Source organism: Mucilaginibacter sp. OK268 (assembly GCF_900103125.1).
Taxonomy (GTDB): Bacteria; Bacteroidota; Bacteroidia; order Sphingobacteriales; family Sphingobacteriaceae; genus Mucilaginibacter.
This window is the reverse complement of sequence record NZ_FNJV01000001.1, coordinates 762,610-781,371: the sequence shown is the minus strand read 5'-3', so window position 1 is coordinate 781,371 and position 18,762 is coordinate 762,610. Positions and strand designations below refer to the sequence as shown.

Below are 18,762 nucleotides of genomic sequence, written 5' to 3'. Positions count from 1 at the left end.
ATCAATTGGTTATGCAATATAATAAAGCTGTGTTGAATTTTGACCGGCAAAAACTCAATCGAAACCCAGGAATTCCTTCTGTTTTACTTCTATTGATCCGAATGTATTGTCGCGGTTAACATATACAGCTATGTGATAAAAACTATTATCAAAAAGGTAAATATTATTTGCAGCATCGGCACCCTGGATATTCATTTTTAGTCCGGCGCTTTTAGCCTGTGTTATTAAATTGAACAGATGCTGAGGGGTTTGCGATTTGTAAGTAACCGTACGCAACGAGGTTCCGTTACTGAGTTTATAGCCTTCACCAATGATCACCGTTTCCTGGGTTTTATTACCGGCAATCTTGCGCAGGTGTTCTACCGTGTGGCCATTAACCTCCTGCAGGTATTCATTTTTAAATCCTTTACCATTCACCAGGTAACTATGAGCGTCGTCATTGGCCAGATTAGAGATGTTGATCAAATCATTCAGCGTAATACTTTGGCCAAATACATGAACACTACAACATGCCATAAAGGCGATCAGGAGATATTTCTTCATTTTTTGATATCCAAATATATTTTTAACCCAATGGCTTAATCGCCCGGATGGTAGGTTTTCTGAGCGTGTTTAAGCACATCGCTCTTATAAAATAACACATCTTTGAACTTGCCATCAATAAACCCCTGTGCCTGGTCGGTAAAGTTTTTTGATGTGGCATCAAAAGACTGCCCGCCAGTCATAATACTTTTGGCCTTTATCCTGGGGCCAAACTCCACGGCCGCCACAAAACTGTTACCTGAATAACCATAACGTTTTTGCGTATTCATGGTCCGACTCTGGAACGATGGCAGCTGCCCAAAGCCCGATCCGGTTGCCCCCACAGGAATACTCGATAGTTTATCATCAAAGGTAGTGCCATCAACCGGGCGCTGGTACCGGTTCACCTCTCCCCACTGTATTTTCCATGTACCAAAGCGGCTTTGCAGGTTTTTTAAAACTACCGCTAAAAGTTCAAGCTGCTGGCTGCCATCCATCTGAGAAAGTTTTTTCACACGTTGGGTAATAAAAGTGCTCTGCTGATCGGTTTGGGGTGGCGGTAAATTTTTCATCATTGCTGTGCCCCATTCAATGGCAACGGTACTGGCTACAGAATTTGCAGCGCTGTACTTGTCCCATTGCCTTAGTAACTGCACGGGCTCACTAAGCAACTGTTTAACAGAATCTGGTGCATTGTCATAAGCTACGAACAAAGATGGCAGCAAATCGTCAAAGGCAGCCAGGTAATGGTTATAGCCCTTTGCAATTAGTTCATCGAGCGTGATATGATTGGCATCTTTAAGCAATTTAATAGCGGTTATAGCCCGGTAGTTTTCTCCATCAGGAGCCATATAAACCGGGTACCTACTCTTATCCGGGCTGTTGGTTCCGGAGGCTGTATACGGTGTTGAATTACAATTCTGGATCCAGCCGGTCGCCGGGTTTATATCGGTGATGATATCTTTCAGGTCATGTACACCCTGCCATTCGGTTGCCGGGGTACTACCGTCAACAGGCAGGCTCCAGTCAAACTTAGGATTACGTTTGGGGATATAGTTGCCATACCAGAACACGATATTACCCTTATCATCAGCATAAACGGTATTGTTGGATGCATTTGATACCAGGTCCATGGCTTTTTTATATTCTGCAAGGGTATTGGCCTTAGTAATTAGCCACGACTCTAATAGCGCATTGTAGGAGCGGTTATTGGCTTTCAACGCCAGCCATTTGCCACCGCGGCTGCCTAACACGGGGCCGTGGTGGGTATAATAACCCGTGATTGTTTTTTGTTCCAGCTTATCGCCATTCCTGATATTCAGTACCAGTTTCCGGGTAATAACCGGCTTAAGTGATCCGTTATATTCATAATACCATTTCCCGTCCTTCTTACTCATCTTTTCGGCATATAGATCACCCACATCGGCATAACTGCTGGTGTGCATCCAACCGCAATGCTGATTAAAACCCTGGTAAATAAAAAACTGTCCCCAGGTAACCGCGCCATAAGCATGCAGCCCCTCATCGCTCACCAGTTCAACCTCACTACGAAAGTAAAAAGGCACATGCGGGTTAATGTATAATAAAGCATGTCCCGATGCCGATTTAGAAGGCGCTATAGCAAAACCATTTGACCCGGTTTCGCGCTCATTCACCATATCATAAACGGGGCTTGGCCTTTTGTTCAGAACGCCAAGCTTTTCGCTTCCTCCATTATAAAATTCTTCTGTTTCGTTAAGATGAATCCCCCCGGTTTCGGTAGCGGCAACACTGCCATCGGTAAACATTAAAGCATACCAGGGCTCAAAACGTTTAAACACCTGTGGCTTTACTTCGGGGTGTTTGTACAAGTAATAATTGATACCATCGGCAAAGGCGTCCATGAGTTTCTTAAACCAGGGAGCACTGGCCTTATAATCTTTGATGGCTTCGGCGCTATCAGCAATCAACTGTAATTGTACATCGGTATATAGCTTGCTATTCCCGTCAACTTCTGTTTGCCGGCCCAACTGGTACAGGTAATTTCGCTCTATACCTTTAAAATTGTCTTCGCATTGAGTGTACATCAACCCAAAAACTACAGCAGCATCCGTTTTTCCATAAATGTGCGGAACTCCCCAATTATCACGTATAATGGTAACTGTTTTTGCCTGTTCTTTTGCCCGTTTTATTTCGTTTTGGTTAAATATCTGAGCAAAAGTTACTATCGGGAAAAATATTAAAACTATAGTTATATAAGGCTTCATGGTAACGATATTTTTACTGGCCAATTTGACTTTTTGATTATAAAGTTTAAAATGTTTTAATAATAATTAAAGTAGATTTGCCGTTCAAGCGTACAATGTTTATAACATAAAGGCGTTTTCATTCAATTATTCATAATTGAATACTAAACTGATCAATCTTACTGCTATAAAACAGCATACTTACAAAGTAATAAAGTTTTGTTTACCGAACGCTTTTTTGCAATGGTAAATTTATAAGAGCTTGGGTACTCATTAAGCATGATATCTGAGATTTAGTTGATACAATATCATTTGATGATATTGCAGTGCGTTCCGGGGGTGAGATACCGGAACGCTTTTTTTAACGACGGATCCAATTTTTACGTTCCTGGGCCATCACAAGCAGTACCATCCGGTTATAAGTTTCGAGCCCTTTAGGTTGATTATTCGCCTTTAAAAAACTATCATAAAAAATACTGCTGATAGCGTTGAGCTTATTTTCATAAGACAGCCAGTAACTACGTTCGATGGCATAATCACGGCGTGCGTCCTTTGATATGGTAGCTTTTAACGTTTTATAAGCAACACTATCACGCCTACCCAGTGAGTACATAAATTCGCTGACAGCCAGATGGTAGGCCGAATAGCGCAACAGCCTGTCGTTTGAGTGTACAGCAATTACAAAACCTGCAAAATCAGCCTCATCTTCGGCACCGTAGCCCATCTGGTGCGACATCTCGTGGCAAGCCACAAATGGCCGGTTAAAAACAGGCATCTGATAATTGATCTGTGCTTCGGAGGTAAAAGGGTTATAATATCCGGATGTACCCATAAAGTTGAGTAAAAACGTTAACATGGAGGGCTTAACACCCGGGTGCCATGTTCGAAAGCTAACCGAACCTGCTGATAATGACTTCAGCGCATGTTCGGCGGTTTGGTAAATAGTATTGTTGCTTTGTGCCATGTCGGTTGCGGTAACGCGCGCTCGTGTGGCATTTGCGCTATCTATAAGCAATTGGGTTACTACACGCAGATCGGCAGTTGTAAAAGAGGTATCCTGTAAATTAAGTCGTTCAGCTGCGGATGGCCGGAAATAATTCATCCCCCAAAAAAGATAAAATGCCAATATTCCTACCTGCACTCCAATCACCAATCCCAATAACATGATACCGGTTTCCTTAAACTTCTTTTTAAAAAGCAATTTAAAGAAACCGATAGTTTTATAAATGAGATAAAATATGATGGCTATATATATAACATCGCCTATACTAAAAGGAAACAGGTTAAAAATCGGATGCAGCACCCTGCAAATAAATATATAAAACCCTTCCGAATAATAATGCTCAACCCATTTGGGATGATCTGCCAGTTGCATCAGTACAAAAATGGCCAATGCCAGTAATAATATAACTGCTACCCTCTTTAACAAAGGTTTTTCGCGAAGATTATAACGCATCTGGGGTATAAGTATAAACTAATAGTAATTTGCTAATTTACTATTAAACAGTTATTCGGGGTTATTATGTCATAAAAAAAGCCCCTCGAAGGGGCTTTAATGTGATCAGGTTAATTCAAAAATCCTTATTTTATAGAAACAGGTACTTCGAATGTATCCCATTTCAGGCTGAAGCCTTTTTTGTTAATTGTATAAACAAGGCTTTCGGTTTTAGGAACGGTTTTGCCTTTAACTGTTACGCGTAAGGCATCATTACTTTCTTTGTAAGTATAAGCTCCCCATTGTTTAGGGTCTTTGTCGAAAATAATAGTCCATGTTCCGCTTTTAGATGGGATCATAAAAAAAGCATATCTTCCGGCAGGAAGCGTTTTACCTTCTACTTTTATAGCTTTGCTGGTTGTTATGCTGGTTGCTGAGTCCGCTCCGGCACGCCACACTTTATCAAACGGCACTAATTCGCCTAATACTTTGCGACCTTTTACATAGGGACTACCATATTTAATTTTGATAGTTGAACCAGCTACCACCGCTGTTGTACTGTCATGCGGGCTTGCCGGTTTTTTATCCTGAGCAAAGGCGACTGAAGTTAAAAGCACGAATGCAAAAAGCAATCCTGCTTTAAATTGTAATAATCTTCTCATAGTGTGTTTTATAGTTTTACTGGTAAATATAAGATGAAATTTGTTTGCTTTTCATTTACCATGCAAATAAGTTAGTTTAACACATTACCTGTAAAATATATGCAAACAGTTAAACTAATTGACAGTCAGTAACGTTATATATTCAGAATGCCACATTGCAGTTAGGAATTGATCTTAGGGTTTCATAGCCTTAAGATTAAACAATTGTTGTGGTTTTTAACCCTTGCCGCAAGGCAGGGGTTTTTTATATTATCTTTTCCATCATCAAGTGGGAAGCTTAAACGTTAACATCGTCTTTGAACTCTTCCCAGTAAACGGTTTCGAGGTATATTCTATTTTGAATGGCTACCCTGGTTTTTATCTCCTGCAATTCGGCCCTGATCTGTTCGGCGGTATGGTCGCTGCTTATGGAATGATAATAAATTACATAACCAGTTTTACTGTTTATAAATTTATAATGTTTATCAGCGGGTTTCATAAATAATGAACTTATATTAAATATAAGTAAGGCTGCGAGCATATTGTTTTACCTACCCTCAAATGTTACAAAGCCTTAGCTATCAATGACACTAAGCCTTCCTGAAACGTAATGCCATTTGCGACAGTTCATCGTCACTAATCGTAGTGGGATCTTCAAACTGCCTGAGCACAATATGGGTTGGGAAACTGATGCTCCCTCCCGAAGTTTTAACCATAACACCCGTATCAAACGCGCTATGGTTCCTGTAATCGCCTATCAAATAATTATGCTGCGATAGTCTTATCAACAACTCAACAATGGCATAAGTAGGTAAATGATGCTTGGGCATGTTATAAATATACGTTAATTAATAATATTAAATTAACATTACGTTAACAATAACATGACCTTTAAGCGCAAATTAATATCTACATTTAGGCGAAATATTATTGAGGACTTAAGCAAGTTAATCAACTAAAATACAACATTTTAGTTTAATGATATTAAATAAAGAATCATAAAGTTCAGTGTATGTCGATACTTCCAAATTCCAATAAGATTTTTTATGACCTGTTTAACAAAGCAGCAGCCAATGTAGCCGAAATGGCTAAATTGCTGGATATGGCTGTAAACTCAAAAGATGTTTTTGAGCAAAAATACAGTTTTACCCATATTGATAAATTAAAGATCAAAAGTTACGAGCTTACTCACCAGGTATTCTCAGAATCGGGCAAACAACTAGTATCGCCGTTTCAGCGTAAGGATATGTGTGACCTGGCAGCTGCTATTGACGATGTGGCCGATAGTATCGCGATGGCATCGCGCCGGATACATTTATATGATGTACCTAAAATAACATCCCCTATTTTAAGTCTGGCCAATTTAATACTGCAAACCAGTACAGAGCTTGAAAAAGCTATTAATGCCATGAATAACCTGGGCAATTCCGCACAGATATTTGAACTTTGCAGCAGTATCAAGAAACTGGAATACCAGGCCGATACCGTTTACAATAAAGCCTTTGCCGATCTACTGGCCAATGAAACGGATGCCATACAACTGATCAAATACACCGATGTATTTATGGCGATGGAAACCGCTACCGACAGCTGTGAGGATGCAACCCTGATTATTGAAAGCATCCTGATCAAGAATGGATAACAATATATAGCTCTTTTCTTAAAGCTGCTAAACAAAAAGCGATGTTGAAATAAGTTCAGCGTCGCTTTTTACTTTACTTACTTTTTCCGCCGCCGCCGTTATTATCCTTTGGTTTTTCTGTAGGAGGATTATCTGAATTGTTATTCATGTTGTCATCCTCTTTGTTGTCCCTGTTGTCTTTCTTAAATTCAAGCTTACCAAATTTGTAGCTCAGGCTGATGCCAAATGACTGCACGGGAACCAATCGCAGATTGGTTTGATAAAAGCCGTTTCCAAAAGTTGTTGAACTCTGACTAACATATTTGGCGAACGGATTTGATGCTGTAAGCCCGATGCTGGCCTTTTTGTTCATGAACATTTTGCGCATAGCCAGGTTATAGAACACAAATTTAGGGTTGGTGCCCTGTATCCCTTTCTGCGACGAATTGTAGTTACCAAAAAATTCCGCGCTCAGGTCATGCCCAAAGTTGTATTGAGCATTCAGGTTTAAGCGGTAAGCAAAAGCGCTTACGCTTGTAAAACCCGGGTTGTTACTTCTTCTGTCGCTAAAGATCATATTGGTACGCAAACTCAATTTACTGGTAATTGGTACCGAAGCATAAATGTTGATACCCGCACGGGTCTCAGATCCTAAATTGTATCGCTGGTTATAGGATACGTTGGTATAAGTAGTACCATTTACATCCAATGTAGAGTAAAAGGTTGTGAACGACTGTATATCATCTGTATTACGGCGATAAAAAGCGGCAATGTTAATATTAGCTCCTTTGTCAAAGCTTTTATTGTAACCCAGTTCAAAATTATCTCCCTTTTCAGGTTTTAGGTTCGGATTACCGGTGCTGATGTTATGCACATCGCTGATATTCAAGAATGGGTTCAGATCGCCATAGTCCGGGCGTTGTATCCTGCGGGTATAGCTCAACTTGACAGATTGTGTAGCATCCAGTTTATGGGAGAACACCAGCGATGGCGCCAGGATATTATAGTTCGGGATATTAACGCCCTGAAAATCTGCTGTGGTAACCGTATATTCATCCCTTAAACCACCCTTTACATCCAAAAAGTTATTAAATAACGATGCGGAAGCCGACAAATAGTACGCGTATATTTTGCGGTCATACGTAAAGCTATACGTTTGCCCCGGACTTGGCTCAAACACACCATCCGGCGATAATACGGAGGTAGCTACGCTGTTATTGATGTTGTTAAAATCGAGTTTGCCACCTGTTTCAACAGTAAAACTTTTACTCACCGGGTGCGTGTAATCAACAGAAACCGTGGTTTCATGATCCTTTCCCGGATTGGTATTTGATATGCCCGTTGAAGGTTTAACATTGTTAGCATAATCCTGCTGCTGAAAGGAACTGAAACTATTATTACCAAAACTGGAGGTATACAGCACATTAAGCTCCTGCCCTTCTTTATCAAACGTTTTTTTGTACCCTACACTCACATCAGTAGATGTACCGTTGAATTTACTGTTAGAGTGGCGGATATCGCTGGTATCTGACAGTAAATTACCACTGGGGTCTGTTTTACGAGAAAATTCATTGGTTAAGCCATCGGCATGATTACCAAAATGATTAAAGCCGATAGAAGCATTCAGATCGTCGTGCTTGGTAATGTTCCAGGTAAAATTCAGGCCCGATTGATAGCCGTTACGCTTAAAGTTATTACTACCCTGTTGAAACAGGTTGGTATTGTTATTCAGCGAATCTTTAGAATCACGGTTACGGGTGTTGGGTGAGTTACTATTGATCTGCGCGTTACCACTAAAAAAAGCGTTCACTCCAAAGTTACCTTTGCGTACATTCAGGTTAAACGACCCGTTTTCGCGACGTGTACCTGCCGACAGGTTAACGCTGCCATTCACACCCTCTACCTTGCTATCCTTTAAAATAATGTTTACGATACCACCCGTACCGGCAGCATCATATTTAGCACCCGGACTGGTGATCACCTCGATACTCTTGATCTGGCTGGCCGGAATACTGGCAAGCGCATCGGCCAAACTTGCCCCAAAAATACTGGAAGGTTTACCATTGATTAAAAACCGGATATTGGCATTACCCTGCAACTCAACATTACCATCAATATCAACCGTTATCTGTGGCACTTTTTTTAATATGTCAATAGCCACACCGCCCTGAGCACTCAGGTCATTTTGAGGATTGTACACCATTTTATCTATCCGGTTTTCAACCGTTGGCGTTTTGGCGGTTATGGTTACACCCTGAAGCTGGTGCGGCATCGGGCTTAGTTTTATTTCGCCTATGGATACATTACCATCCTTTACGATCACATGCTCAATAGTAGCCCGCTGATAACCTAAAAAGTCGGCGGTTACTTTATACTCCCCTGTAGGGATATGATCTACCGTAAAATTTCCTTTTGTATCGGTACTGATGCCGTTAAAAGGCGATGTGCTGCCTTGTTTATAAACGGATACAGTGGCATAGTCAACCGGCTGCTTGTTAGTGGCATCGGTAACTTTACCGCTTATTTTGCCTTTGGCAGCGGGATTAACCTGGGCCTGGGCATTCACAAAAAAAACAACAAACAAAAAGAGTATATAAACGGGCTTCATTATTGTGCTAAAAGGATTATTCAAGCCGCGAATTTGCCAAGAAAGATTGGATTAAAACTGAATTTTATGAATTGTTGTGTATTTGTTACAATATGATTAAGCCAAAGTAAAATACCTGTGATAAAACCTTAAAATATAAGCACTAAAGTACCGCCAATGATGAGCAGAGCGCCGGATGCGGTTTTCCAGGTAAGGGGTTCGCCTAAAAAAATTACCGATAAAACAATGGCAATAGCCACACTCAGTTTATCAACCGGCGCCACCTGCGATACCTTGCCCAATTGTAGCGCTTTAAAATAACAGATCCACGAAAGCCCGGTAGCGCAGCCCGAAAGCACCAGGAATGTCCAGTTAACTTTACTTAAACCACTGATACCCTGATTACCTCCTTTAAATAATACAATGGCCCAGGCCAGTATCAGTATCACCACGGTACGTATGGCAGTTGCCAGGTCGGTATCAACTCCCTTGATACCTATTTTAGCAAATATTGCGGTAAGGGCCGCAAACAAGGCCGAAAATAAAGCGTATATCCACCACATAATTTTTGAGTTTTGATTTCTACGTTTAGCGTTATGAGTTTAAGTATCTTTTTAACATATCGATAGCACCAGGCCTGCACAAAACTTTTTAAAGCTTTATTTTAACACTTTTTTAACAAAAAACCGGGTCAAAACGAGTCAAAAACAGCTCAAAAATCATTCAAAACCATCGATTTTAACACTTTTTAACAAATTTTTGATGGGTTTTGAAAGGTTTAAAAAGTATTAAATTACTGACAACCAATTAACTACATACCAAACAGCTTGTTTTTGGCTTGTATTTTCCTTTAACCAAACAGCCCGGTTTCCTTTTTATCAGGAAAACCGGGCTGCTGTATATACAAAAATACGCAATATTTTATTGAATACCTAAGCCCCTGTACACAAACCTCCGGACTAAAACTGTATTAAATCTGGTCAAAATACAAAATGTCTACAAATTGACTTTATAACTTGCGTATCAGTAAATGCTCAGGAATAAGGGTAAAAACTATTGTAAGTGTTGTAAATAAAAAATAACACCAATTAATCCAATATCATGAAAATTTTCAGCACTTTCGGGAACGCTTATGATAAGCCTTATCATAGATCTGATCATGGCAAAAGCACCAGTAAAATAATCCCTGCAGGTGTTCATGAAGCCATTCATAGCCTATTGAGCAAAGTAAACGTTAATGGGTACAACTCTTCAATCCGTTTAAACATATTACGCTTAAAGCACTGGTGTTCAGGTATCGGCAAAGTAAATTTTATATAAAATATTCGTGAAATGTTTATGAAGTTTTGCCATCTGACGATAATTTTTTACAAAAAAATGATAGTTTCAACACGTTATTGCTATATTTAACGTTTACATTTTATATGACTAAGAAAACTGATTTTGTTTATTCCCAGGAGTCTGAACCTCATCGTATCCGTACAAAAAAGATCTTAAAGCAATTTCCAGAACTACGTAAGCTGATTGGTAAAAACCCAAAAACCATATGGGCTATCATTGGTTTAGTAGCTTTCCAGGTAGTTTTAGCCTGGTTTTTACGCGACCAATCCTGGTGGCTTATTTTTGGTGCGGCTTATTTATTAGGCGCCTTTGCCGATCATGCTTTGTTTGTGATGATACACGAATGCACCCATCAACTGTTATTTAAAAACCGTAATGCCAATCGCTGGGCATCTATGTTTGCCAATTTGCCGCAAATACTGCCAAGCGCCATATCGTTCGAAAAATACCACATCAAACACCATTCATTCCAGGGTGTACATGAACTGGATGCCGATCTGCCCAACAAATGGGAAGCAAAACTGATCAGCAATTCATTTTTTGGCAAGGCACTGTGGCTGTTATTTTTCCCGGTTTTCCAACTTTTTCGCCTGTCAAGGCTAAGAGAAATACATCCTTTTGATGGCTGGATCCTGACTAACTTTGTATTGCAGGCAGTGTTTACTACCGCTATATGGTACTTTATGGGCTGGCCGGCGGTTGCCTTTTTATTGTTAAGCTTTTCTTTCTCGGTTGGCTTACATCCGCTGGGTGCCCGCTGGATACAGGAACATTATCTTACTCACAGCGTTGAGCAGGAAACATATAGCTATTATGGCAATTTTAATGTGGTAGCCTTTAACGTAGGTTTCCATAATGAGCACCATGACTTTCCGTCTATCCCATGGAATAAACTACCGGATATCAAGAAGACGGCTCCCGAGTATTATGATACCTTACATTACCATACTTCGTGGACAAAGTTATTTTTCCGATTCCTGTTCGACCGTGAAATATCCTTATTTAACCGCATCCTGCGTAAAGAACGCGGCAAGGTTGCATTAACCGATATATCAAAACCTGATACTGATTTAATCCGGGCCGAAACTGTGAAACCCGCGCTTGAACCAAGCCAGGTGTAAATATAAAAACATTATAAAAAGGCCCTCTTCGAGGGCCTTTTTTGTTGGTATCCTTGCAAACGGGCACAAGTAGAATTGTCATCCTGAGGAACGAAGGATCTTCTTCAAATGACAAGCCATCGATATACAAAGCGAAGAAGATCCTTCACTACGTTCAGGATGACAAGTATTGTTGGTATTGTGCCCTTCCATATCAATTCCTATGGGGATATCATCTTACATTCCCTCCCTACGGGAGGGGTGCGGTTGGCTCGTGCGCAAACGCAGGGAGGGGTTTATGCAACAGGCATCACGTATAAACCCCTCCCTACCCTCCCAAGGGAGGGAATCGCACTTCCCCATTGCTTTTTACCATCCACTTCTCATCAGGCACTATGCAAAAAAAACAGGCCGAAAAATGAACAAATGATGAAGACGTAAACATCCATTGTTAAAATCATGCTAAATTAATTTATCTTTAACTTCCTATTAATTTTAATCAATGGCAGAGCTGCGCTCATTTTTCTCACATCACGAAGATCTCACTCAGGTAATTTTATACGCAGGCATCATCACCAGTTTATGGTTTGCCGAAGTAATGGTTTCATCAGAAGGTGCCCTGAACAAGTGGAAACACTCCACTGTAAATGCTTTATTTATTTTTACAGCTTTACCCATACAGTTGCTATTAACCACCTTTGTTATCCTGATATCCAAATGGACTATCGCTCATCATTGGGGGCTTATTACCTTTATTCCGTACCATAACAACCCCTGGGTATACTATACCAGCCTATTTGTACTGCTTGACCTGTGCGAGTATATTTATCATGTCACCATGCATAAGGTTGAGGCTTTATGGAAATTTCACCTGGTACATCACAGCGATCTGAGCGTTGATGTATCCACCACCACCCGCGAACACCCGTTTGAAACCGGCATACGTACCTGTTTCCTGATGCTTTGGGTATTTATTTGCGGTCCGGCTATCGGTGTTTTAATTTTGCGTCAAACGTTTCAATCATTCTCCAATATCATCGCACACACGCAGTTCAGGTTACCCGAAAAAGTTAACCGGGTGGTAGGCCTGGTATTTATAACCCCCAACCTGCACCATGTGCATCACCATTACCAGCTACCTTATACCGATTGCAATTATGGCGATGTATTAAGCATCTGGGACAGGCTGTTTGGCACTTTTGGCAAACTGAGCAAAGAAGAAACCGTATTTGGTATTGATACGCACATGAGCGAGGAATTAAACGGAAGTTTTGTTGGCGCTGTTAAAATGCCCTTCCAGAAATTCGAACGGAAACCTCAGCAGTTGGATTAAAAGTCGGTAAAAAACAACTTTGATATATCGGCTTATAGCCACTAATTTATTGCGACCCAATGACTTGCTTATAAACCCAGGCGATTTAATTAATGCTATCTTCATAATATTTTGGTTAATTTGCGTTATTATTTGCAATAAATAAGATGACGAGATCAAAAAAATTAAAATTAATTACGCCTTTAGTCATCATTATTTTTGTGGGAGCCTTTGCCAAGCACAGGCTGTTTGACCGGGTTGCTCAATCTGGTACACTCAACAGTAAGCAAATGGACGAGATATCGGGCATAGCTGCCTCATCCATCAATCCTAACATTTATTATGTACATAACGATAGTGGTGATACCAGTCGTTTTTTTGCAATAACCCCCGATGGAAAATTAAAAACCACCATTTACTTTACGGGTGCTAAGGAGATACCCTTAGGCGTACGCGATTGTGAAGATATTGCCGTGGGCCCAGGTCCCGTCAAAGGCAAAAGCTACGTATATATAGGCGATATTGGCGATAATGGTGCCAGGTGGCCATACATTACCATTTACCGGATCCGCGAAAAAAGATCATGGGTAACCGACAGCCTGACCCACGCAGAAGCAGAACCCCTTTATTTGAAATACCCCGATGGGCCCAAAGATGCCGAAACCCTGATGCTTGACCCAGTTGAAAAATTATTGTGTATTGTAAGCAAAAGAAAAGACACCGTATCGGTTTATACTACTCCGTTAATATATACTGCTAAAGATACCGTAACCCTTACCAAACGTACCCAATTGTTTTTCCCGGGGTTTAAGCCCTTTAAATGGATCACCGCCGGTGATATATCAAAAGACGGAAAACAAATACTACTGAAAAGTTATGAAAAGGTTTACTACTGGAAACGCGAACCCAAAGAACACATCTGGGAAACCATGCTTAGGAAACCGGATGAGCTAAATTATAAAGTAGAAAAACAAGGCGAAGCCATAGGGTTTACTCCCGATGGAAAAGCATATTATACTACCAGTGAAGGGATTTTTGCACCTATTTATTATTACGAAATACCGGAGTAAGTTAAAGGCTGTCGTGCTGAGCTTGTCGAAGCATGGTGGGCTGGACTCTGCGCGCGCCCTTCGACGGGCTCAGGGTGACAGCCTTTTTGAAGGTTATAAATATATAATATGTCATTGCGAGCGATAGCGTGGATAACCGACCAGAGGGAGCTCATTAATACCTTGAAAAACAATTATCAACATTAATAATCTCCTCATTGTTTATAAACGCGATGAGATTGCTTCGTCGTTCCTCCTCGCAATGACATGGTGTTTAGTAGTATTGAAAGACTTACGAAGTTTTAAAAACTTCGTAAGTCTGACTATTTTTCCAATCTTATTTCTCTACCCTGATCAACATAACACCATGCGGCGCTACTTTGGCGCTGAAATCTTTACCGGTGGTAACCACATACTTTTGCTGCCATACATCCCTGAATTTGGCGTATCCTTTTAAAGCCGGGTCATTTTTATCCAGGCTGATGGTTTGGTATTTGTCCGACAGATTGAATAAGCCAATCGCTTTACCGCCGTCTTTAAGTTCTTTTACCCAGACCTGGTAATCGTCCTTTTTCAGGTACTGATTTGCTCCTTTGCCTAAAGCATCCTGATCAATAGCCAACACTTCGTCGTTAGTGAGCAAATTAAGCGTGAACCTGTCCAGGTGGCCCATATCGCAACCTATTAATAATGGCGATGATAGCAAGCTCCACAAGCTGATGTGGGTGTATTGCTCATCATAAGTGAGGCGGGTATTATGCAGACTTGGCCCCCAGCCTACTTTACCAACCACCAGCATATCGGGGTCGTTAAAATTACCCGGTTGTGAAAATGGTGCCGCTTTATCCTGGTTAAAACCAATTGACGATAAACTGCGCCAGGTGTCCTGGATATCGCCGGTTGTGCGCCAGCTGTTACCGCCTATTTCGGCACCCCATTCCCATACTTTACCCCAGCCATACTGGCAAAGGCTGTACATGATATCGCGGTTTATTTTATCCAAAGAGCTACGCATTACCTGGTAAGGTTTTTTCAATGCCGGCAGATCGGGATTTGCGGGAGTAACTTCCGAGTACGAACACCAGTCATATTTCAGGTAATCAATACCCCAGTCGCCATAAGTTTGTGCGTCCTGATCTTCATGCTGCCAACTACCCAAAAAATCACCACAGGTACGTGGCCCTGGCGACGAATAGATCCCCATACGCAAACCCAGGCTGTGTACATAGCCGGTAAGCCCTTTCATATCCGGAAATTTGCTGTTTGCGGTTATTTTGCCATCGGCCTGGCGCTGTTTAGCCTCCCAGCCGTCATCAATATTGATATAGGCCCAACCATGTGCGCTTAACCTGTCGGCCATGGCCTTTGCCGAGATACGTACTTTTTTATCATCCACGCTTAAACCCCAGGCGTTCCAGCTGTTCCAGCCCAGCGCCGGTGTCAAACCAATTTTATCGCCTATAATAATGGTGAAGGTCTTGGTTTTGCTGCCCAGTCTGTTGCTCACCGTAAACGTTACAGGATAAGAACCCTTTTGAGCTACCACACCGGTAATAATACCTGTAGCCGCATCCAGCTTTAAGCCATCAGGTAAACCTTGTACTTTATAAGTTAAAGGCTTTTGACCAGTTGCCGGTATCAGGTATAAGAAAGGATTACCCGGGCGGGCGCCAAAAACATCGGCACCATTTATTTTTGGTTTAGCCGATGGATATGGGGTAAGCAGGTAAGGTGTTGTTTCGGTATGGCTTACTTCCTTGCCCGATTTTTCGTCGGTAAAGGTGTAAACAATGGTGTATGATTTTTTCTCTAAACGGGCTATTACAAACGAATAGGTAAATGGCTTGCCCGCTGTAAACGCGGCATCATTTGTTTTTTCGTATAAAACGGCGTTGTTTTCAGGGTCGGTAACTTTAAAGGCCAGCTTACCTTTGTAATCATAATGATTAGTGGTGAGTAGTTTTACTGATTTGCTCAGGCTGTTGCGCTCGCCATATTCAAAATCGCCTTCGGAATTTACAGTTACATGATCCATCACATCGGCCATACCTATGCTAAAGTTGGTGCCATAAATGCCACCATCGCCGCCGGTATCAAAAATACGAACGGCCAAAACATTTTCTTTATCCCACAAAATAGCCGGATTATTTGCCGCGATGGTATACGTACGCGGGCCATAAAAAGCACCGGTTTTAATATCGCCGGTTTTCCCACCGAACCTGCCGATCAATTTACCGTTCAGGTAAACTTCGTCATTGTCATCAACACTACCCAGGTTAATGCGCAGGCTATCTTTTAAAAATGCATTTTGTTTTAATGACGATGGGATAGCCACATGAATACGGTACCAGCCAAAGCCGTCATAACCGGGATGCCCTTCCTGCTCCCAGCTTTGGGCTACATTAACAGCCTTCCAATGCTGATCGTTATAGGTTGGCGAGGCCCATTGCGCCGAATCGCCAACGGCCAGTTTCCATCCCTTGGTAAGGGATAAATCCTGCGCACGGACGCTTGAAAAGCCCGCGGCAAGTAAAGCAAGTAAAAATAGTTTTCTCATTCAAAGTAATTTAACAGGTTAAACGGTTCTCTCTTTTTGAAAATTCAGGAGCGACTAAGATACATGATTAACCCATAAAATGTATGCTTAACAATTATTGTTTTAACAATTATATAGCATGGAATACATTGAAATTTAACCTGTTGTTCACCATGAGTTATAATTGGGATTTTACCTTTAAGTATTGAAAAACAACAATATGAAAAGGACAATTTTAACGACCGTCTTATTAATTTGCTGCTTTTTAGTCAGCTTTGCAGCTATCGCCGATTTTTCGGGCATGTGGACAGGCACCTTAAAAGTTGAAACCGGTGAGGTATATCCACTGCTTTACGATTTTAAAATTGATGGTGATAAATTAACCGGGACTGCCAAAACCCCCAAAGGTGACCTGCCTATTGATGACGGCAAAATAACCGGCAATGATTTTAAATTCACCGTAACACTGGGCGACATGGAAATAGCGCACACCGGTAAATTTTATGCTGATTCTATCGGGGTTGATATTGCTGTGGGTGATACCAAAGCGCATACAACGCTGTTGAGGAAGAAGTAAAACACCCCACCCAACCCTCCCCGAGGGGGAGGGCTTTGAGAAACAGGGGGTTCTTTATTATATATTAAAACCCTCCCCGAGGGGGAGGGCTTTGAGAAACAGGGGGTTCTTTATTATATATTAAAACCCTCCCCGAGGGGAGGGTTGGGTGGGGTTATTTCTCCGTTGTGTCCCTTTCAACCAAATCCATACCGCATTTGGAGCAAACACCGGGTTTGTCAAAACTCAGGTCGGGGTGCATGGTGCAGGTATATTTACTTTTCTTTTGATGGCTTTTAGTGGCTTTATTGCCATTGCTGCAAGCCGTGATGGCACCTAATGACCATATAGCTAAACACAAAATAATGATTGATCTTTTCATGATTACTTGTTTTTTATAAAAGCGGCAAAGCCAAACAGCGATGCTACCAGCACACCCAGCGCAGCCAACATACTCACTATATCGCGGATATCCTTACCGGCCCAGCTCATACCAAAATATTTATGCAGGAAGATGAAGGATAAACCCTCGGCCCTGTCGATACCGCCAACTTTGGTAGCCAGTTTTGAAGAGGTGGTTTCGATATACCAGTTATCGCCGTTGGGGTAACTCACCCGGGCAACCGGCAGGCGTTTGTTGATAAAGCCGTATTCGTTATTAAACTGCTTGATCACATCTACTTTTACCCTGCCTTTATATGTTTTTAAACCAGAGGCTTCTGTATGGTAATAGGTGCTTAAAAAACGGGCGTAATCCTCATCACCCAATTCCCGCTCTTTGCCGGTTTGGGTGTCAAAGTAAAGCACTTCTTTTTTACTGTCGACCACCTGGTAAAAGGTGTTGCCGCTAAAACTTATCAGGCCCGTTTGTTTGATGGTGCTATCGGCAATGGGTAAAGTAAGATTTGAAATACTTAATTGCTTGCGGCTTATTATCTGCCCGTAATCGGCTTTCACCGGTTCGTTATGATACAGCTTTACCACCAGGTGAAAGGCCCCGCTTACTACAAAAGTGAACATCACAAAAGATACGATCAGTCCTATCTGCCGGTGAAAGCGGTGAACAAAGCGTTTATCCTCGATGCCTTTGGCTTTGCGGTTTTGCTGTATGGTTTTAAACTTTTTCCAGAACAAACCGTAGATGGTTAACCCACTTATGAGCGAGAACAGCATCACACACATAATAGCCAGCAGGAACGCGTTGCGGAAAGTATCGCCGGCAATATCGGCCAGGAACTGCCAGGTATGGAACTGCTCAAACACCCACAAAAATGCTTTGCGGGTGTTGTTATTAAAAGTACCCATGCGGTTATGGCCTGTTTCAATATAAACATCCATCCCATCGGGACGGTTAAAGGAAACTTTCCAAACGGGCAACAGATGATTGATGGGTTGGTATTGCGCGTCGAAAGTGGTTTGCAGCAGGATGCTTTTCAGGGTAGATGTAGAGTCCTGTGTAAAAAAACGGGCGAGGTATTCGGCATACTGCACATCACCATTGGGCAGCAATATACCGTCGGTAGTCGAGTAGTATTGATAAACACTATCGCGGCCCAGCACCTGGTAAAAGGTGCCTTTGTTAAAATGGATGAGATTAAAATTCCGCAGCTCGTGCAGGTTGTTCTTATCCATTACTTGTTGCAGGGATAAAGCCGGCTGCATTTTGCTTTGCGACAAAGGTTTAAACACCTCCTTAGCGATAGTCGGCCTGAACCAGTTGGACATAAAAGGGTGCGACAGACCGCTCAATGTCCAAAAGATCACCGGTACCAGACCTATTAAGCCCAGTACACGATGCCATTTATAAAAACTACTTTTTATTGCTGATGATGCCATG

17 protein-coding genes are annotated in these 18,762 nt (G+C 41.6%); 6 read left to right on the top strand and 11 right to left on the bottom strand.

Annotation, left to right across the window (positions count from 1 at the left end; all coding sequences use genetic code 11):
• Positions 1 to 54: 54 nt before the first annotated feature.
• The 6 genes from BLR84_RS03155 to BLR84_RS03130 form a co-directional block, all read right to left on the bottom strand.
• Complete coding sequence (locus BLR84_RS03155) at positions 55 to 543, bottom strand: hypothetical protein (protein ID WP_090464186.1); 489 nt, start codon at positions 541 to 543, stop codon at positions 55 to 57.
• A gap of 35 nt (positions 544 to 578) precedes the next feature.
• Positions 579 to 2,768 (bottom strand): penicillin acylase family protein, encoded by a 2,190-nt coding sequence (locus BLR84_RS03150; RefSeq protein ID WP_090465773.1) that lies wholly within the window; start codon positions 2,766 to 2,768, stop codon positions 579 to 581.
• A 340-nt stretch (positions 2,769 to 3,108) separates the two neighbouring features.
• Positions 3,109 to 4,203 carry a DUF3810 domain-containing protein gene (locus tag BLR84_RS03145; protein WP_090464183.1) on the bottom strand — a complete coding sequence of 365 codons (1,095 nt, stop codon included), beginning with the start codon at positions 4,201 to 4,203 and terminating at the stop codon, positions 3,109 to 3,111.
• Between the two features lie 125 nt (positions 4,204 to 4,328).
• A complete protein-coding gene (locus BLR84_RS03140) occupies positions 4,329 to 4,844 on the bottom strand; it encodes a DUF2911 domain-containing protein (protein WP_090464181.1) in 516 nt (171 codons plus the stop codon).
• Between the two features lie 277 nt (positions 4,845 to 5,121).
• Positions 5,122 to 5,322: a hypothetical protein gene (locus tag BLR84_RS03135; protein WP_143013818.1), complete on the bottom strand. Its 201-nt coding sequence runs from the start codon at positions 5,320 to 5,322 to the stop codon at positions 5,122 to 5,124.
• 91 nt (positions 5,323 to 5,413) lie between these two features.
• The gene (locus BLR84_RS03130; protein ID WP_090464175.1) at positions 5,414 to 5,653 is read right to left on the bottom strand and encodes a hypothetical protein; all 240 of its coding nucleotides are present in this window, start codon (positions 5,651 to 5,653) and stop codon (positions 5,414 to 5,416) included.
• 182 nt (positions 5,654 to 5,835) lie between these two features.
• On the opposite strand from BLR84_RS03130, the gene BLR84_RS03125 reads away from it, so the two are divergent.
• Positions 5,836 to 6,465, top strand: coding sequence for a DUF47 domain-containing protein (locus BLR84_RS03125; RefSeq protein ID WP_090464172.1), 630 nt, complete (start codon positions 5,836 to 5,838; stop codon positions 6,463 to 6,465).
• Positions 6,466 to 6,538: 73 nt separating this feature from the next.
• On the opposite strand, the gene BLR84_RS03120 is transcribed toward BLR84_RS03125, so the two are convergent.
• Positions 6,539 to 9,052 carry a TonB-dependent receptor gene (locus BLR84_RS03120; protein WP_090464169.1) on the bottom strand — a complete coding sequence of 838 codons (2,514 nt, stop codon included), beginning with the start codon at positions 9,050 to 9,052 and terminating at the stop codon, positions 6,539 to 6,541.
• 128 nt (positions 9,053 to 9,180) lie between these two features.
• The gene (locus BLR84_RS03115; RefSeq protein WP_090464166.1) at positions 9,181 to 9,594 is read right to left on the bottom strand and encodes an EamA family transporter; all 414 of its coding nucleotides are present in this window, start codon (positions 9,592 to 9,594) and stop codon (positions 9,181 to 9,183) included.
• Between the two features lie 538 nt (positions 9,595 to 10,132).
• Between BLR84_RS03115 and BLR84_RS29610 the strand changes: the two genes are divergently transcribed.
• The 4 genes from BLR84_RS29610 (at position 10,133) to BLR84_RS03100 (ending at position 13,854) form a co-directional block, all read left to right on the top strand.
• Positions 10,133 to 10,351, top strand: a complete 219-nt coding sequence (locus BLR84_RS29610) for a hypothetical protein (RefSeq protein WP_143013817.1) — start codon at positions 10,133 to 10,135, stop codon at positions 10,349 to 10,351.
• A gap of 104 nt (positions 10,352 to 10,455) precedes the next feature.
• Positions 10,456 to 11,493, top strand: a complete 1,038-nt coding sequence (locus BLR84_RS03110; RefSeq protein ID WP_090464163.1) for a fatty acid desaturase — start codon at positions 10,456 to 10,458, stop codon at positions 11,491 to 11,493.
• Between the two features lie 481 nt (positions 11,494 to 11,974).
• Complete coding sequence (locus tag BLR84_RS03105; RefSeq protein ID WP_090464161.1) at positions 11,975 to 12,805, top strand: sterol desaturase family protein; 831 nt, start codon at positions 11,975 to 11,977, stop codon at positions 12,803 to 12,805.
• 146 nt (positions 12,806 to 12,951) lie between these two features.
• A complete protein-coding gene (locus tag BLR84_RS03100) occupies positions 12,952 to 13,854 on the top strand; it encodes a hypothetical protein (protein WP_090464158.1) in 903 nt (300 codons plus the stop codon).
• 316 nt (positions 13,855 to 14,170) lie between these two features.
• On the opposite strand, the gene BLR84_RS03095 is transcribed toward BLR84_RS03100, so the two are convergent.
• Positions 14,171 to 16,390, bottom strand: coding sequence for a putative Ig domain-containing protein (locus BLR84_RS03095; protein ID WP_090464156.1), 2,220 nt, complete (start codon positions 16,388 to 16,390; stop codon positions 14,171 to 14,173).
• Between the two features lie 199 nt (positions 16,391 to 16,589).
• Here BLR84_RS03095 and BLR84_RS03090 point away from each other — a divergent pair, with 199 nt between their 5' ends.
• Positions 16,590 to 16,946 carry a glycoside hydrolase gene (locus BLR84_RS03090; RefSeq protein ID WP_143013816.1) on the top strand — a complete coding sequence of 119 codons (357 nt, stop codon included), beginning with the start codon at positions 16,590 to 16,592 and terminating at the stop codon, positions 16,944 to 16,946.
• 154 nt (positions 16,947 to 17,100) lie between these two features.
• Here the strand turns inward: BLR84_RS03090 and BLR84_RS03085 are convergent, their stop codons facing one another.
• Entirely contained in the window at positions 17,101 to 17,307 is a 207-nt protein-coding gene (locus tag BLR84_RS03085) for a heavy metal-binding domain-containing protein (protein ID WP_090464151.1), read from the bottom strand.
• A 2-nt stretch (positions 17,308 to 17,309) separates the two neighbouring features.
• The gene (locus BLR84_RS03080; RefSeq protein ID WP_090464148.1) at positions 17,310 to 18,761 is read right to left on the bottom strand and encodes a PepSY domain-containing protein; all 1,452 of its coding nucleotides are present in this window, start codon (positions 18,759 to 18,761) and stop codon (positions 17,310 to 17,312) included.
• Position 18,762 lies beyond the last annotated feature (1 nt).

Bases quoted from the DNA above. Each gene is read 5' to 3' on its own strand.
- BLR84_RS03155 (WP_090464186.1), bottom strand. From the start codon at position 543: ATGAAGAAATATCTCCTGATCGCCTTTATGGCATGTTGTAGTGTTCAT.
- BLR84_RS03150 (WP_090465773.1), bottom strand. From the start codon at position 2,768: ATGAAGCCTTATATAACTATAGTTTTAATATTTTTCCCGATAGTAACT.
- BLR84_RS03145 (WP_090464183.1), bottom strand. From the start codon at position 4,203: ATGCGTTATAATCTTCGCGAAAAACCTTTGTTAAAGAGGGTAGCAGTT.
- BLR84_RS03140 (WP_090464181.1), bottom strand. From the start codon at position 4,844: ATGAGAAGATTATTACAATTTAAAGCAGGATTGCTTTTTGCATTCGTG.
- BLR84_RS03135 (WP_143013818.1), bottom strand. From the start codon at position 5,322: ATGAAACCCGCTGATAAACATTATAAATTTATAAACAGTAAAACTGGT.
- BLR84_RS03130 (WP_090464175.1), bottom strand. From the start codon at position 5,653: ATGCCCAAGCATCATTTACCTACTTATGCCATTGTTGAGTTGTTGATA.
- BLR84_RS03125 (WP_090464172.1), top strand. From the start codon at position 5,836: ATGTCGATACTTCCAAATTCCAATAAGATTTTTTATGACCTGTTTAAC.
- BLR84_RS03120 (WP_090464169.1), bottom strand. From the start codon at position 9,052: ATGAAGCCCGTTTATATACTCTTTTTGTTTGTTGTTTTTTTTGTGAAT.
- BLR84_RS03115 (WP_090464166.1), bottom strand. From the start codon at position 9,594: ATGTGGTGGATATACGCTTTATTTTCGGCCTTGTTTGCGGCCCTTACC.
- BLR84_RS29610 (WP_143013817.1), top strand. From the start codon at position 10,133: ATGAAAATTTTCAGCACTTTCGGGAACGCTTATGATAAGCCTTATCAT.
- BLR84_RS03110 (WP_090464163.1), top strand. From the start codon at position 10,456: ATGACTAAGAAAACTGATTTTGTTTATTCCCAGGAGTCTGAACCTCAT.
- BLR84_RS03105 (WP_090464161.1), top strand. From the start codon at position 11,975: ATGGCAGAGCTGCGCTCATTTTTCTCACATCACGAAGATCTCACTCAG.
- BLR84_RS03100 (WP_090464158.1), top strand. From the start codon at position 12,952: ATGACGAGATCAAAAAAATTAAAATTAATTACGCCTTTAGTCATCATT.
- BLR84_RS03095 (WP_090464156.1), bottom strand. From the start codon at position 16,390: ATGAGAAAACTATTTTTACTTGCTTTACTTGCCGCGGGCTTTTCAAGC.
- BLR84_RS03090 (WP_143013816.1), top strand. From the start codon at position 16,590: ATGAAAAGGACAATTTTAACGACCGTCTTATTAATTTGCTGCTTTTTA.
- BLR84_RS03085 (WP_090464151.1), bottom strand. From the start codon at position 17,307: ATGAAAAGATCAATCATTATTTTGTGTTTAGCTATATGGTCATTAGGT.
- BLR84_RS03080 (WP_090464148.1), bottom strand. From the start codon at position 18,761: ATGGCATCATCAGCAATAAAAAGTAGTTTTTATAAATGGCATCGTGTA.